Genomic DNA, 14434 nt, shown 5'->3' on the forward strand with positions numbered 1-14434 from the left:
TTACGCAGTACGAGTTCCTAGGTTCGAGGGACTAGTTCCTAGGAACTCATCCCTCGAACCTTCTTTTATCTACTTCTCTGACTTAATCCTTGCCGTTATCTCTTTAGCTATCTCATTAGGGATGGGAAAACTTAGGTGATACTGGGCAATTTTCCAGCCGCTTTCTGTCTGGATGAGAGTGCCAGTTCCACGAGCAATACCGTAGGAGGCACTGTCGAGTAGCTCATCGAACATCAATACTGGGTCATTGTTTTGAGTTTTAATCGACACAAACATCCGGCTTTTAGCTGTGTACTCCCAGCCTTTTGTCGGGCGGGCGTAGCCTTCAAATTCTGCCATGCTCCAATGCTCAGTGGCATCGGTGCCGATAAATATCGCTGCTGGCAAGTACAGACTGAAATAGGTGTCCCAATCGGCTTGTGTGGCCGCTTGATGTAGCTTGTCTAATACAGCAGCCGCTTTAGGGAAAGGTTTACTGGTGTTGTCTTTTGTTAACTGAGGAGCCGTTACTTGAGCTGCATAGGCTTGGACTGTTACTAAGCTAGCACTGGCTATAACGGTTAATGCTATAACCGATGCCTTAAATAATGTGTTAGCTGACGATACCGAAATGGATCTATTGTCATTCTTAGCTTGAATGAGTGTATTTTCTAGTCTTGCCATGGTGACCTCTTTGTTATTATTTTAGCTTTATTATTCAAGTATTATTATTCGGACTTCTGTTTTAGTCTTACCAGATTAAACAGGATTCAGCCCAAAAGCATGCCGGAAAGACGAGGGTCATATCAAACTTAAAACTTAAAACTTTGGTTCAATGCCAATTCACTGGATCTAATTTAAAAAACAGGCTGAGTTCTTGATAGAGTTCTCGGTGATATTGATAGAAGTCATCGGGTCGCTCGAAGAACACCTCGGTGATCACCGCAAAAAACTCGGCTGGGTTAGTGGCTCCATAATAACTAAAGAGTGAAGGGATATCTTGCTCGGCGCTACGTTGCAGGGTTTCAAATTCCTGGCTGAGTATTTTAGACCAGGCTGAGTAATCACTCACTCTATCTAATATGGGAGCGCCGTTGGCGTTGCCATCTTCCTGATCCAGCTGATGTGCAAACTCATGTATGACCACATTGCTACCATCAACCGGGTTAGCAGCATCAGCTTGAGCCGTCTGCCAAGATAAGACGACCTTGCCATTTTGCCAGGACTCACCGGATAGTAGGCGTTGGCGATCACTCACTACACCACCACTTCTGTGTTCCTGATTATTGACAAAAAATACCGAAGGGTAGACTAAGATCTGTTTGAGTTTCGGATAGTAGTCGGTAGTTCTATTCAGTAGTAGCAAGCAGGCCTGTGCCGCTATGGTGACACGCACCTCATCATCGATAATGATGCCATCGCAACCGACAAACTCTTTTTCAGACAGGAAGACCTGGATATGCTTCTTAAGCTGTAATTGCAGATCTGTGGGCAGAGAGCGAAAGTAGGGCATACGTCTCTTGAGGATCTCTCGCCATGCTCTGGGAAAGGGCGCTTGTGTGATCCGCTGGCGACTATGAGCTATACGCCAGTTGCGAGAGACAATCCAGCCTATGGCGACCAATGAGATTAAGCTAACGAGAAATATGGCGAGCATAATTACCTTATATTTATCTGTTCCTGATATCTAATATATTAAATAGGGGTGAATAGTGCGATTTTCAATCATAGATTGAATTTATTGATGGGATAAACAACAAAGAAAAAATGCCGACAGCCCGGAAAGTACTCTTTGGGAAAAGAAAGCTGTCAGCTAAGGTTGGGAGAAACGGTTAAACAGGGTCACTAATCGGCTATAATATAAGCTTCCTTTTGTTTACGTTCACTCTCATTGAGTGAATAGTGATGTTCAATGAGAAAACGTATGAGTTTAGATTTAGCAACATCACAGCCACTGGCTATTTCAGCAAGATGAGAGATAGCCGATTCACTCAAGGTAAAGGTGGCTTTCCTGTATGGTTCATCGCCTTTATCTAATTTGAGTGCTGTTTTATTGGGACTCCTTTGCTTCTTTGGCTGTGCCGATTTGAACTTTTTAGCTTCAGAACGTACAGGTTTTGATTGCATAGGAATCGAATCTGGAACAGTAAATCTAGCTGCTAGATCCATGATGTCTTCCATGGTTGGGTCGTTGGTATTGTGACCCGCCGCATACAAGCTGGCATCATCGATAAAGTCATCAATCAGGGCATCGAGAGATATTTGTATAGGTCTCTTTTTATCGCTACCCGCTGAGTTAGACTGCGTAGAGTTTTTCTTGAGATCGGCCAGACCCATACTCATCCCTCATGGAGTTAATCTTGTTCAAATGTTTTGCCGCGATGCGGTTTCTGATTTCGGTGGCATTCTTGGCTTGCAGCATTTCGCAGGCGATGCCGCGCATCTCATTGGCTGCTTTACCCTGAGGCTCTATCTCTATCACAGATAAGCCTGATTCTTCGCTGTCATCATAAATGTTACGGCTATAAGTAATGGCATCTAGTACATTGATATCATATGTTCGACACACTTCTTTGGCTTCTAAGATACGGTTTGACTGATTAGGCAGGCTAGGACATTGAGTGATCACGAAGGAGGCACGCATCTTGGGATTGATCATCATACAGGTCGCGACTATGTCATCCATATGGCTCACCGTTTTCAAATCCCGGCGTTTGGGCCTAAGTGGCATAAGCACATGTGAAGCCACTGACATGGTGGCACGTAGGGCCAAGTTATCTTGCCCACCACAGTCGACGATCACGAAGTCATAGTGTTGCTCCAGGCTAAGTAAGTCATTACGTATCTTGCCATAGAGTTGCACACAGTTGATGCTGGGGAGATCCGGGTTATTGTTTCTTGCCTGGATCCAATCAGATGTGGTGCGCTGTGGATCACAGTCAACCATTATGATGGATGCACCACACTCGGCAGTTAAAAATACAGCGATATTTTGAGCTAAGCAGCTTTTGCCACTACCGCCTTTCTCGCCTCCGACTAATATGATCATTTGTTTCCCCTTATATTTTAGTCACCTAAAATTAGTCGCCTAAAATTTGTTACACAGTGTCACTTAGTGCCTGTCTTACGCTGGCTTTTATATTTAGTTCGTATTTAAGTTGAACGAGTAGATAGCGCTTCATCTTACTGCTTGCTGCTAGCGTTAATATTAATCTAGTGACTATTTAAAACCTCGTCAACATCATGATTTTTTGACGTTTTATGCTATTAATTAAAAACATAGGTTGCGACATATATTTGACAGAACAGTGAATCCGATTGGATTTTGACGTGGCATTTGCTGGCATGGCGATGGATAGGTATATTGGAATGTTATCAGTTGGTTACGGTTTTTTTCTAGGCTTTAGTGCTGTTAGACTTGAAATATGCTTCTGTGACTGAATATTTATGCATGTATTACTGCGCCTGTATATTCCCATTATCAACTGATAATGATTTATTTATTCGAATTTGTTATGAATGATTAATACTTCTAGGGGGTGATAATTATGGTTTCAGTGTCTTTGATAGACACATTTATGCTGAAGGTGTGTTATTCCCTTGCGATTTACAACCTGTTCGTTATCCTGCAAAGCTCTTTTCCAAGATGACTCAGGCTCCAAAAGATGAATGAACAGATGCTACTCGATGCTATTAATCAGAAAATGCCCTTTGGTAAGTATACCGGCAGAAAATTACTCGAGTTACCTGAGCCATATCTGGTTTGGTTTCACTCCAAAGGCTTTCCTCAAGGCAAGCTCGGTGAGCAGTTAGCCTTAATGTATGAAATTAAACTTAATGGCTTGGAAGAGATGCTAGAACCTCTGTTAGATACAGCTCGCAGATAAGCAAACTTCCTCAAAATCACAAGATTGTTCTATTGTGAGATCTTGCTCTAAAACTTGAATTTTGGCGACGAGTTTCGTGATTTTCAGTAGAGATTTATTAGTTTCTCTATGTTTTAATGAGGCCAAGACGTAGAAATAAAAGAACCTGCAATGATAGCTAAATTATGTAAATTGGCAGCAGCTGCCACTCTCGGACTTGGCATTTCCAATGCGTGGGCAGCAGATATCGTACATCAAGGCACAGTGTTACAGACCATGAATGGCGGCGGCTATACTTATATCCAGATCCAAGAGTCTGATAAGACCATCTGGGCTGCGGGACCTCAGGTCGACATTAAGAAAGGTGATAAGGTTGTGGTTCAAGAACAGATGTGGATGAATGACTTTACCTGTAAGACATTAGATCACACCTTCGAAGAGCTACTGTTCGTAGGACGTATCGATAAGAAATAAATAGCCTTAGCCTAACGAATACCGTTTTGAGAATGTTGGCTCGATTACTCTGGTGATCGCCACTATTTTTTATGTTTATCTTATTCCAATCCTGATGCAAAATACCCTTATCTTCCTCTTATAATATCAGTCCTTGCCTAATGTACTCAGTGATCCCCTATCAGGCTGCTTATGCCCTTAGTGTTAGTCAAATCTTCCATGAGGCCATACACGCTATCGATGATCTGCAATACAGCCCAGCACACAAGGCCGCCTGGTCGGCTAAACCGAGATCTTCCTATCATTGGCATAAACGTTTGTCGCGTTCACGAGCCTGGATTGTGGTGGATACGAGCCAAATCGTAGCGGGGAGGCCTAAGTGTTGTGGATTTATTAATCTAGAAACGAGATTTTATAGTCTGGGATATATAGATAGTCTGTATGTGCATCCTGAGCATCAGGGTAATGGATTAGCACGGGCTCTCTATGAGGGACTTGAGCTGTGGGCTAAAGATCGAGGCTACCCTGAGTTGAGTGTGGATGCATCTATCTTGTCTAAGGAAGTCTTCCTATCCTATGGCTTTAAGGTTAAACATAGAAGTTATCAGGAAAAACTTGGCCAGGTGATCATGGGTTTCTTGATGAGCAAGTCTCTATAGATTCAGTGGAAAACAATGCTAAATGAACAGGCTTATTTATAAGCCGACCTAAGCGTCTGTGCCAGGCTTAGGTTGTGCTGCATGCAGACTGATTTTCTATGGTATTCGTACTGGCTTAACTCGCTATCCGTGTCGTTATTTTTTCGCTTCTCTGTGACTGGTATAACTCACATGAGGCGATAATGTCTGCTCAAGACTTCGCTCACGTTTCATGAAACGGATAAAGGCGTTGGGCAGAGTTAGCTCCTCGAGAGGACGTTGCCACTGTGCTTTAAGTAGAGGGTGATATCCCTCCTTTCCCGAGGCCGTATAGGCCGAAGATACTCCGACATAATGTTGCTCTTTATCTATGACTAGCCACTTCTCTTGAGGGCTATTCGGGCACATTATCTCAAGGGTCAGGATACGTTTTCCTTGTGGCTTTCTGCCGTCGTAACAATATTTAAGTCCATAGGTGTAGGGGAAACTGCCTGCACCTGTGCCTGTGACGCTGTTGTTTGTTGCCGAGTTAATTGCCGATTCTAAGGTTTCAAACAGGTATAGGCCTAAGATACGATATTTAACTAATGGCAGATCGAAGGGCAATAAGCGGCCAACAACATCGGCTAAGGTCAGCTCTCCCTTACTCAAAGATTGACGCACACCGCCGGCATTATGCAGGGCAAAATCGACATCTGGGTGTATGCGCTTCGTCTCATGGTAGATACTTTTACTGACCCAAGGTGCTATTTCACTGCCGTGTGGCAGGGCTTTACTGGGTAAACGTGTATGAACGAGATCTCTGGGGATAAAGCCCAACACCTGTTTGTCCATTGCGGCTATGGCCGGCCGATACTCAGATGCGATAATCTGGACTATCTGTGGGTCTTGCTGGTGCCAGAGAATCCCTGGATGCTGCTCAAGCTGAGCGCGGATGGCAATAAAATCTTCAGCGGTTACCCCTTGGGCTGACTCGAGAATAAATTGCTCATCTAACATGAAATAGTTGTGGCCTTCGAGGCGAGTGACTTGGCCTGTAGAATTAAATTCAATGTCCGCCAGACCTAAGGTTTCGGCATGTTTACCCGCATGCAGTATCGGCGTGTTGTTGACTCGTTCTCCATAAGAGATGGCACTCAAGCCAAAGGGTTTGAAATCCCCCTGTAGAGTATGGCTATGACCGCCCACGATAAGACTAATCCCATCCACAGCGTCGGCAAGTAACCTATCTTGATCTAGCCCAAGATGACTCAGGACTATGATATGGTCGACACCTTGAGCTTTAAGGTGTTCAACGGTTTTTTTTGTGGTCTCGATGGCATTGACAAAATAGGTGTCAGGATCCGGTCGTGCAATATCTGCCATCTGATCTAAGGTGATACCGACAATCGCCAGAGGCTTATCACTAAGCTGCTTTATTAACACCTTGGCCCTGCCAGTCTGGCTATCATAGTCGAGCAGGCGAGGATGACCACTCATTGGGCTCTCCTTAGCAGCATCTTCTCGGCTCAAGTCCATATTACCGGCCAGCAGTGGGAAGTTGATGTTGTTGAGAAAGGCCAATACCGGAGCGTTACCCGCATCTATTTCATGATTGCCCAGTACCATGGCATCGGGTCTGAGCTGGTTCAACAGATGGGCATTGGCTACGCCTTTGAACTGGCGAAAATACAGGGTCCCCTGAAAACTATCACCGCCATGGAGGAAGATATAATCTTGATTAGCCTGCTGTGCCTGGATTTTTGCTTGATTTAATTGGTGCTGGATGCGCGCGTAACCACCAGTGTGACTGTATACATCGAACTTTTTCCCGGCATTGGTCAATGAAAATTTTACACGACTGGGGTCGAAGTGAGAGTGAGTGTCATTGATGTGGGCAAGTTTAAGCGTGTATGTCTGGGGCATTGCATCATTTCTGTATTTCATTCGGGGGACGATACTATCATCGAATCCATGAGACCAAAAAGGGAAACTTATGTTTCCCTTTTTCGGTTTTGTAACAGAGCGTGATCACTCAAACTAATTCTTGGATGATCTATTCTTTGGCGTCTGCAGATAAGAGTCGAACTCACCGTTATCGGAGAGGCGTATGCCTTTATCTATCATGCGTTTCTCCCATAATTTACGGGCGAGTTGTTGCATGTCGGTGACTGGGTCATTACTGTCGACGATCTCGAGTCCTAACAGGGACTCAATGATATCTTCCAGAGTCACAATACCTTCACCTGTACCGTACTCGTTGACGACCATGGCTATCTTGCTATTGCGTTTAATTAACAGCTGAAACAAGGGTAAAACCTTAGCCGTTTCAGGCACGATAACCAGATTATGCTTTAAGTCACCAATAGGCGCCTGAGGCGAATTACGTTCTTCCAGCAAGATATCGTTTCGATTAATAAAACCTATGACATCATCGGGATCTTTATCAAAAATAGGGATTCGGCTAAACGGTGTGGCCTTGTGACGTAATGCAAACTCTTTATTTGATAGCGAGGTCGGCAAGCTAAACATGACGGTTCTTGGGGTCATGATCGCGGTCACTGGCATCTCTTTCACCGACAGCATCTGGGTCAAAATTTTAGATTCTTGCTCGTCCAGTTCACCAGATTCATGACCTATCTTAGCCATTGCACTCATCTCTTGACGGATATACTGACCGTTATCACCTTTGCCCAGAAGGCGGGTGACCTGGCTGGACATCCAAATAAGCGGCTTAGTGAAACGTTCCATCCACAATAGGGCGACCGAAACACTAGGGGCTAGCTTACGCCAATGATTTGCGCCTAGGGTCTTAGGGATGATCTCTGAGAAGAACAGGATTAAGAAGGTAAGCACAGCGGAAAATACACCGAGCATATCATCACCAAATACTTTAGCGGCCTGGGCACCGGCAACAGCCGCACCTACAGTGTGGGCTATGGTGTTTAGGGTCAGGATTGAAACCAGAGGCGACTCTACATTTTCTTTCTGACGTCCCAGTCTTTTAGCGGCTTCCGGATTAGATTGAGATAAATATGCAACATAGCTAGGCGTGACTGAAAGCAGAACCGCTTCGAAAACACTACAAAGGAAGGAGACTCCAATAGCGACAGCTACAATAGTAATGAGGGTGATCATTTAGGGAATTACATTGACGGACCGATATTAGCCCATATGAATTCTATCATAACCCTCAATCACTACAAGGCTGATGCATGCGCTAGATGGGATCAGGGGGTGAAATTTAGACATCGACCCAGTTAAGGCTAGGCTAGTTAGAGTCGATAAGGGGTCATTTGCGATATGCCTGAATTGAAAACTTTGGGAGACATTAGGACATATTTATCTTTAGGGATTAAATATCCACCGCCCTTAATTAACATCTGGTTAGTGTGTTATAGATGGTTTATCTAGGATTGGATGAAAACTAGAGCGTGGGTAAGGCTTAAGTCGCAGTCGTTAGTAAGACCGCACAAGCTCTGGTTTACTCAATGAGTAAAAAGAGTAAAGGCCAACAGGCTCTATCTAATATACGCACAAATCTGTATAATTCGCCGCCCTGTGGCAGGTATTAGACCCGTTAAGTGTTGAGGTTAGTCAAAATGAGTGAAAAGAAGATCAATTTATTGGATCTGGATCGTAAAGGATTGAGAGCATTATTCACCGATATGGGTGAGAAGCCGTTCCGTGCGGATCAGCTGATGAAGTGGATTTATCATTTTGGCGTCAGTGACTTCGAACTTATGACTAATATCAATAAGGGACTGAGGGCTAAACTTGCCGCGCGTTGTGAAATTACCGCGCCGCAAATATCCAGTTATCAGAAGTCAGAAGACGGCACGATTAAATTTGCCATCAATGTAGGTGATGGTCAGGAAGTTGAGACCGTGTATATCCCCGAAGGTGATAGAGCCACTCTGTGTGTGTCTTCACAAGTTGGTTGTGCGCTGGAATGCACCTTCTGTTCGACGGCTCAGCAAGGATTCAACCGTAATTTGACTGTCTCTGAAATTATCGGTCAAGTGTGGCGTGTTGCCGATTTTATCGGTTTCATCAAAGACACCGGCGAACGCCCAATCACTAATGTGGTGATGATGGGCATGGGCGAACCTCTGTTAAATCTTAAAAACGTGATTCCGGCTATGGATATCATGCTAGATGATTTTGGTTTCAGCTTGTCTAAAAGGCGCGTGACCTTGTCTACTTCGGGTGTTGTTCCAGCCTTAGATATACTTGGTGATGCCATAGATGTTGCTCTTGCTGTGAGTATTCATGCAGCCAATGATGAATTACGTGATGTCTTAGTGCCGGTTAATAAGAAGTATCCTCTTGAGGAGTTCTTAGCCGCTATTCGTCGTTATATCGCTAAGTCTAATGCTAACCGAGGTCGTGTCACTGTAGAGTATGTGATGTTAGATCACATTAACGACAGCACAGATCAGGCCCATGAGCTGGCTAAACTGATGAAAGACACCCCATGTAAGATTAATCTAATTCCATTTAATCCATATCCTGGTTCTCCATACGGTCGTTCTTCTAATTCTCGTATCGATCGTTTCTCTAAAGTCTTGATGGAATATGGCTTCACAGTCATAGTGAGAAAGACTCGTGGAGACGATATCGATGCTGCCTGTGGACAGTTGGCGGGCGATATTCGAGATAGAACCAAGCGTTTAGCGAAAAAACGCATGCAAGAGAACCAAATATCAGTCACAATAAACTAACTCTCTGAATATTTAGGTAGATAGGCTTGCTAATGATGCAAGGATTGCTAAGACTTACCCCGTTACTCATCTTGTCTACAAGCTTGTTGACTGGCTGTGTGTCTGAGCGGGTATACACAGGCACTGACATACCTGTTGCCGAGAGAACTTTTGATAATGTTGCGGCCGCCAAACAGCGAGCGCAGCTCGGCCTCACGTATTTACAGAGAGGCAATAGCGCCCAAGCTAAGTTTAACTTGAATAAGGCGCTGAAATTTGCGCCTAACATCGAAGCCGTCAATGTCTCTATGGCGCATTATTACCAGTTCGTAGGTGAGCTGGATATTGCCGAGACTTATTATCGAAAGGCTATCGTAAGTACTGATGCGACCGGTGATGGTATGAACAACTTCGGTGTGTTTCTGTGTCAGCAGAAAAAGTATGAAGAATCAGAGAAGGTGTTTCTTAAGGCGATAAAACTGCCTAAATATACCCGTGCTTCAGCGAGTTATGAAAACCTAGGTATCTGTAGCCGTAAGGCTGGAAACCTTGAGAAAGCGCAGAAATATTTTAGAATGGCGCTTAAATATGATCCAAGAAGACAAGTGTCTTTAATTGAATTAACCGAGATCAACGTCGATACGGGTGACTACCTCAAAGCACGTACTCAACTCCTTAGCTATCACAGAGTTATTGCAGAGTCAGCCGAGAGTTTGACGTTGGGAATAAAAATTGAACAAGGCTTAAATGATCTAAATGCAGCAAGGAAATTTGGTATTTTACTCTTAGCTAAATTTCCTGCATCGGTCGAAGCCAAACAGTATCGAGCTAGTATGCAATAATGACTAATAAACAAATCAATATGCTAAAGGATGAAGCAGATACACACCAGGATAGACTCGATAGCGAAACGATAGGGTCACTGTTAAGACAATCCCGTGAAAACATGGGAGCCAGTGTTGCCGATATTGCCGGGCAACTGAAACTTAGACCCTGTATCGTTAAAGATATCGAAGCAGATAATTTTGATCAGATTGCATCTCCCACCTATGTGAAAGGTTATGTAAAAAACTTTGCCCGCATAGTTCAAGCCGATGAAAAGGCTATTTTACGTTGCTTGAATAATCAAATTCACCAAGATCCAGATCCTGAAATGCAAAGTTTTTCCCGTAAAACGACGCGACAGACACTGGATGGCAGACTCATGTTTGCCACTTACTTGATCGCCTTCATTTTATTGGCACTGCTAGTGTTATGGTGGGTGCAGAAGTCAGATACGCTCTCATCTCTCGACATTTCTAAGCCTAGCGTCGAAGAACTAGCAGACTCACAAATTGATTCAAACCTAAGTGCCAACATTTCTCTCGATGCTGGCACTAGTAATGCCGCTACTGGTATCGAAAACATCAGTGATGACTTAATTGAACATGTAAATGATGCCTTAAGTGGCAATACGTCCTCAATAGATACACAGGCTGCTGAGATTAGTGAGAGCATTTCTACACCTACACCTACACCTGAGCTAAATGACGCGCCTAAGCCAAGTTCATTAATTATTGATGAGACTGAGGCACAAGCTAAACCAGTTACTCAGCCTGTTACCCTGTCAGCCAATCAAGCTGCACTCATTTTGAGTTTTTCCGCTGATTGCTGGCTCAACGTGACAGATGCCACGGGTAAAGTGCTAGTTAACGATCTTAAAAAAGCGGGTGAACTGCTTAATATTTCTGGCAAAACGCCATTTAAATTAACCTTAGGTGCCCCACAAGCTGTGAGCATAAAGCTCAACGGTAAAACCGTAAGCTTGGCTACTTTCCCTCGTGGACGAGTGGCTCGATTAACCCTTCCTTTAGCTGGCTGAATCGTATTTTTACCCTAGGCGTAATGATTCAATAATCATCTTTTTCTCAGATGTTATTTAATCTAATGACTAGGGTTAAACTTGCCGCTGAATGCGATAAACAGGATATAGAGTAAATAAGATGTACAACGAAAACCCGATAATAAGACGTGCTTCTACCCGTATCTATGTTGGAAATGTTCCCATAGGTGATGGTGCGCCAATAGCTGTTCAGTCGATGACCAATACTCGAACGACTGATGTTGCAGCTACGGTGGCTCAGATCAATGCTCTTGAAAATGTCGGCGCCGATATAGTGCGTGTTTCGGTGCCTACCATGGATGCCGCCGAAGCGTTTAAGTTGATTAAACAGCAAACTAATATCCCTTTGATTGCCGATATTCATTTCGATTATCGTATCGCACTTCAAGTGGCAGAATATGGCGTAGATTGTCTGCGTATTAATCCGGGTAATATAGGCAACGAAGAGCGTATTCGCAGTGTTGTCGAGTGTGCACGGGACAAGAATATTCCTATCCGCATAGGTATCAATGGCGGTTCGTTAGAAAAAGACTTGATGGATAAGTACAAGGAGCCGACGCCGGCAGCCTTGCTAGAATCCGCTATGCGTCATGTGGATATCTTAGATAGACTCAATTTCGATCAGTTTAAAGTCAGTGTCAAAGCTTCCGATGTGTTCTTAGCCGTGGAAGCCTATCGTTTACTGGCTAAACAAATCGTACAACCTCTTCACTTGGGGATCACCGAAGCCGGTGGTGCCAGAGCCGGTTCGGTAAAATCTGCCGTCGGCCTAGGCATGCTATTAGCCGAAGGCATAGGTGATACCTTACGTATCTCCTTGGCCGCCGATCCTATCGAAGAGATCAAGGTCGGTTTCGACATCTTGAAATCATTGCGTATTCGTTCCCGTGGTATCAACTTCATTGCGTGCCCGTCATGCTCGCGTCAAGAGTTCGATGTTATCGCTACAGTGAATGAGCTTGAACGACGTTTAGAAGATATCGTCACGCCCATGGATGTGTCTATCATAGGTTGTGTGGTAAACGGCCCGGGTGAAGCTCTGGTATCAGACATAGGTCTGACGGGCGGTCATCGCAAGAGTGGTTATTTCAATGCTGGTGTGAGACAGAAAGAGCGTTTCGATAATGACAACATAGTCGACTCTTTGGAAGCCAAGATTCGAGCTAAAGCCTCTATGATTAACGACAGAATTCCAGCCAAAGATCTCAGCAAATAAGTACTGCAATTTAAGCATAATCCGTTTGGTTTAAAGCCAAGTCTGCTTTCTTTGTCGAGAACTGTTTGCAAATTAACAGTTTTGAGTTTGAAAATACCAACTCTTTTAAATAAGTGATCATTCAGCGGGAATTAAAAACGCTGCAGGCAAGTAAGGGGATTGAAGCTAATAGTTATTCTATATCGAGAGCCACTTGCGCAGCATAAAGTGTTTTTAAACCCGCACTAGGTGAGCTTCTCAGTGCTTCCACTTCTGCGTTGCACTGTCTCAAAAGGGAATAACCATTTCTTCAACAATGTGCCTTGAATTTAAAGCCCTGAGAAAGCTCTGAATAGGTCATAAATTTAATCGAATTGGTATTATACTGCCCTGCAAGATATACTGCGGGGCATTTTTAATTTTTTTTAGCTAAATCGGACGAGTCTATATCGTGGCAAAACAGATCCAAGCGATTCGCGGAATGAACGATATTCTGCCTACCCAAAGCCCTCTATGGCAAAAACTAGAAGCTGTACTCCGTGAAACTGTGAGTGCCTACGGGTATAGTGAGATCCGTACTCCCATCGTTGAGAGTACAGACCTTTTTAAGCGTTCGATTGGTGAAGTCACCGATATTGTCGAAAAAGAGATGTATACCTTTGATGACAGAAACGGTGACAGCTTAACCCTACGTCCTGAAGGCACAGCCTCAACCGTACGTGCGGGTAATCAACACGGTTTACTTTATAACCAAGAGCAACGCCTTTGGTATATGGGTCCTATGTTTAGGCATGAGCGACCACAGAAAGGGCGTTACCGTCAATTTAATCAGTTTGGTGTCGAAGTTTATGGCATTGGAACAGCGGATGTAGATGCTGAAGTTCTGATGCTTTCTGCTCGCCTGTGGGAGAAGCTGGGGATCACAGACCATGTGACTCTAGAGTTAAACACTTTAGGCGATCCTGCCGAGCGTGCCACATATCGTGAAGCGCTAATTGCTTATCTTGAGCAGTTTAAAGAGCAGCTTGATGAAGAAAGTCAGCGCCGTATGTATACCAATCCGCTGCGCGTGTTGGATACAAAGAACCCAGAGGTACAAGCACTTCTAGTTGATGCACCTGAGTTGATGGATTATCTTGGCGAAGAAACTCGTGCACATTTTTCACATTTATGTGAACTCTTAGACGCGGTTGGCATCAAATACGTCATTAACCCACGTTTAGTTCGTGGTTTAGATTATTATAATCGCACCGTTTTTGAGTGGGTAACGACAAGTTTGGGCTCTCAGGGTACCGTGCTTGCCGGTGGTCGTTATGACGGATTGGTCGAACAGTTAGGCGGTAAAAACACCCCAGCTGTCGGTTTTGCTATGGGTCTAGAGCGCATAGTCTTGATGTTAGAGACGCTGGAGCTGACTGATGATATTCCTGCTACTGTCGATGTATATGTCACCGCCATGGGCGATGCGAGTAAAGTTGAAGCGATTAAAATCGCCCAGGCACTTCGCACCGAGTTACCTGGTTTGAGAGTGATGAGCCATTGTGGTGGTGGAAACTTCAAGAAACAGATGAAACGCGCAGATAAGAGTGGTGCACTCATCGCCTTAGTTATCGGTGAAGATGAACTGGCCAGTAACCAAGTCGCGGTTAAATATCTGCGTGAAAAGAAAGAACAAGCTTTAGTTGCTCGTGACGGATTAGCAACTTATATCGCGGAACTGATTTAAAGAGGAAGATTAC

The 14434-nt window shown here is 44.2% G+C and carries 14 protein-coding genes; 8 read left to right on the plus strand and 6 right to left on the minus strand.

The genetic code is table 11. The annotated features are described in order from the left end of the window. Nucleotides 1-69: 69 nt before the first annotated feature. The 4 genes from SVI_RS06305 to SVI_RS06320 all read right to left on the minus strand — a co-directional run bounded on the left by SVI_RS06305 (nt 70) and on the right by SVI_RS06320 (nt 3028). The gene (locus tag SVI_RS06305; protein WP_013050644.1) at nt 70-663 is read right to left on the minus strand and encodes a nuclear transport factor 2 family protein; all 594 of its coding nucleotides are present in this window, start codon (nt 661-663) and stop codon (nt 70-72) included. Nucleotides 664-811: 148 nt separating this feature from the next. Then, nucleotides 812-1636, minus strand: coding sequence for a M90 family metallopeptidase (locus SVI_RS06310; RefSeq protein WP_013050645.1), 825 nt, complete (start codon nt 1634-1636; stop codon nt 812-814). A gap of 188 nt (nt 1637-1824) precedes the next feature. Next, the gene (locus SVI_RS06315; protein WP_013050646.1) at nt 1825-2316 is read right to left on the minus strand and encodes a hypothetical protein; all 492 of its coding nucleotides are present in this window, start codon (nt 2314-2316) and stop codon (nt 1825-1827) included. Further along, on the minus strand, nt 2276-3028 hold the full coding sequence (locus SVI_RS06320; protein ID WP_013050647.1) for an AAA family ATPase: 753 nt from the start codon (nt 3026-3028) through the stop codon (nt 2276-2278). Before SVI_RS06320 ends, SVI_RS06315 begins: the two co-directional genes overlap by 41 nt. Before the next feature lie 616 nt (nt 3029-3644). On the opposite strand from SVI_RS06320, the gene SVI_RS06325 reads away from it, so the two are divergent. The 3 genes from SVI_RS06325 (at nt 3645) to SVI_RS06335 (ending at nt 4957) form a co-directional block, all read left to right on the plus strand. Beyond that, nucleotides 3645-3866 carry a DUF3820 family protein gene (locus tag SVI_RS06325; protein ID WP_013050648.1) on the plus strand — a complete coding sequence of 74 codons (222 nt, stop codon included), beginning with the start codon at nt 3645-3647 and terminating at the stop codon, nt 3864-3866. A gap of 150 nt (nt 3867-4016) precedes the next feature. Further along, nucleotides 4017-4319, plus strand: a complete 303-nt coding sequence (locus SVI_RS06330) for a hypothetical protein (protein WP_013050649.1) — start codon at nt 4017-4019, stop codon at nt 4317-4319. A 140-nt stretch (nt 4320-4459) separates the two neighbouring features. Continuing rightward, nucleotides 4460-4957, plus strand: coding sequence for a GNAT family N-acetyltransferase (locus tag SVI_RS06335; protein WP_013050650.1), 498 nt, complete (start codon nt 4460-4462; stop codon nt 4955-4957). 135 nt (nt 4958-5092) lie between these two features. Here SVI_RS06335 and SVI_RS06340 read toward each other — a convergent pair whose 3' ends face one another. Together SVI_RS06340 and SVI_RS06345 are read right to left on the minus strand one after the other, a co-directional pair. Then, nucleotides 5093-6841 (minus strand): bifunctional metallophosphatase/5'-nucleotidase, encoded by a 1749-nt coding sequence (locus tag SVI_RS06340; RefSeq protein WP_041419745.1) that lies wholly within the window; start codon nt 6839-6841, stop codon nt 5093-5095. A 114-nt stretch (nt 6842-6955) separates the two neighbouring features. Beyond that, complete coding sequence (locus tag SVI_RS06345; RefSeq protein WP_013050652.1) at nt 6956-8053, minus strand: CNNM domain-containing protein; 1098 nt, start codon at nt 8051-8053, stop codon at nt 6956-6958. A gap of 464 nt (nt 8054-8517) precedes the next feature. Here SVI_RS06345 and SVI_RS06350 point away from each other — a divergent pair, with 464 nt between their 5' ends. The 5 genes from SVI_RS06350 to hisS all read left to right on the plus strand — a co-directional run bounded on the left by SVI_RS06350 (nt 8518) and on the right by hisS (nt 14421). Next, nucleotides 8518-9639, plus strand: coding sequence for a bifunctional tRNA (adenosine(37)-C2)-methyltransferase TrmG/ribosomal RNA large subunit methyltransferase RlmN (locus SVI_RS06350; protein WP_041419746.1), 1122 nt, complete (start codon nt 8518-8520; stop codon nt 9637-9639). 32 nt (nt 9640-9671) lie between these two features. Next, entirely contained in the window at nt 9672-10460 is a 789-nt protein-coding gene (pilW, locus tag SVI_RS06355; RefSeq protein WP_041419747.1) for a type IV pilus biogenesis/stability protein PilW, read from the plus strand. Further along, nucleotides 10460-11479 carry a RodZ domain-containing protein gene (locus SVI_RS06360; RefSeq protein ID WP_013050655.1) on the plus strand — a complete coding sequence of 340 codons (1020 nt, stop codon included), beginning with the start codon at nt 10460-10462 and terminating at the stop codon, nt 11477-11479. Before pilW ends, SVI_RS06360 begins: the two co-directional genes overlap by 1 nt. Nucleotides 11480-11600: 121 nt before the next feature. Further along, complete coding sequence (gene ispG, locus SVI_RS06365; RefSeq protein ID WP_013050656.1) at nt 11601-12716, plus strand: flavodoxin-dependent (E)-4-hydroxy-3-methylbut-2-enyl-diphosphate synthase; 1116 nt, start codon at nt 11601-11603, stop codon at nt 12714-12716. A 430-nt stretch (nt 12717-13146) separates the two neighbouring features. Beyond that, complete coding sequence (hisS, locus tag SVI_RS06370) at nt 13147-14421, plus strand: histidine--tRNA ligase (protein ID WP_013050657.1); 1275 nt, start codon at nt 13147-13149, stop codon at nt 14419-14421. The last annotated feature ends 13 nt before the right edge of the window (nt 14422-14434 follow it).

The sequence above is a fragment of the Shewanella violacea DSS12 genome (assembly GCF_000091325.1).
GTDB lineage: Bacteria > Pseudomonadota > Gammaproteobacteria > Enterobacterales > Shewanellaceae > Shewanella > Shewanella violacea.

What these genes read in the sequence shown, in the direction of transcription:
- pilW (WP_041419747.1), top strand. Translation starts at nt 9,672, where the DNA reads ATGATGCAAGGATTGCTAAGACTTACCCCGTTACTCATCTTGTCTACA.
- SVI_RS06305 (WP_013050644.1), bottom strand. Translation starts at nt 663, where the DNA reads ATGGCAAGACTAGAAAATACACTCATTCAAGCTAAGAATGACAATAGA.
- ispG (WP_013050656.1), top strand. Translation starts at nt 11,601, where the DNA reads ATGTACAACGAAAACCCGATAATAAGACGTGCTTCTACCCGTATCTAT.
- SVI_RS06335 (WP_013050650.1), top strand. Translation starts at nt 4,460, where the DNA reads ATGTACTCAGTGATCCCCTATCAGGCTGCTTATGCCCTTAGTGTTAGT.
- SVI_RS06315 (WP_013050646.1), bottom strand. Translation starts at nt 2,316, where the DNA reads ATGGGTCTGGCCGATCTCAAGAAAAACTCTACGCAGTCTAACTCAGCG.
- SVI_RS06325 (WP_013050648.1), top strand. Translation starts at nt 3,645, where the DNA reads ATGAATGAACAGATGCTACTCGATGCTATTAATCAGAAAATGCCCTTT.
- SVI_RS06350 (WP_041419746.1), top strand. Translation starts at nt 8,518, where the DNA reads ATGAGTGAAAAGAAGATCAATTTATTGGATCTGGATCGTAAAGGATTG.
- SVI_RS06340 (WP_041419745.1), bottom strand. Translation starts at nt 6,841, where the DNA reads ATGCCCCAGACATACACGCTTAAACTTGCCCACATCAATGACACTCAC.
- SVI_RS06345 (WP_013050652.1), bottom strand. Translation starts at nt 8,053, where the DNA reads ATGATCACCCTCATTACTATTGTAGCTGTCGCTATTGGAGTCTCCTTC.
- SVI_RS06360 (WP_013050655.1), top strand. Translation starts at nt 10,460, where the DNA reads ATGACTAATAAACAAATCAATATGCTAAAGGATGAAGCAGATACACAC.
- SVI_RS06310 (WP_013050645.1), bottom strand. Translation starts at nt 1,636, where the DNA reads ATGCTCGCCATATTTCTCGTTAGCTTAATCTCATTGGTCGCCATAGGC.
- SVI_RS06320 (WP_013050647.1), bottom strand. Translation starts at nt 3,028, where the DNA reads ATGATCATATTAGTCGGAGGCGAGAAAGGCGGTAGTGGCAAAAGCTGC.
- SVI_RS06330 (WP_013050649.1), top strand. Translation starts at nt 4,017, where the DNA reads ATGATAGCTAAATTATGTAAATTGGCAGCAGCTGCCACTCTCGGACTT.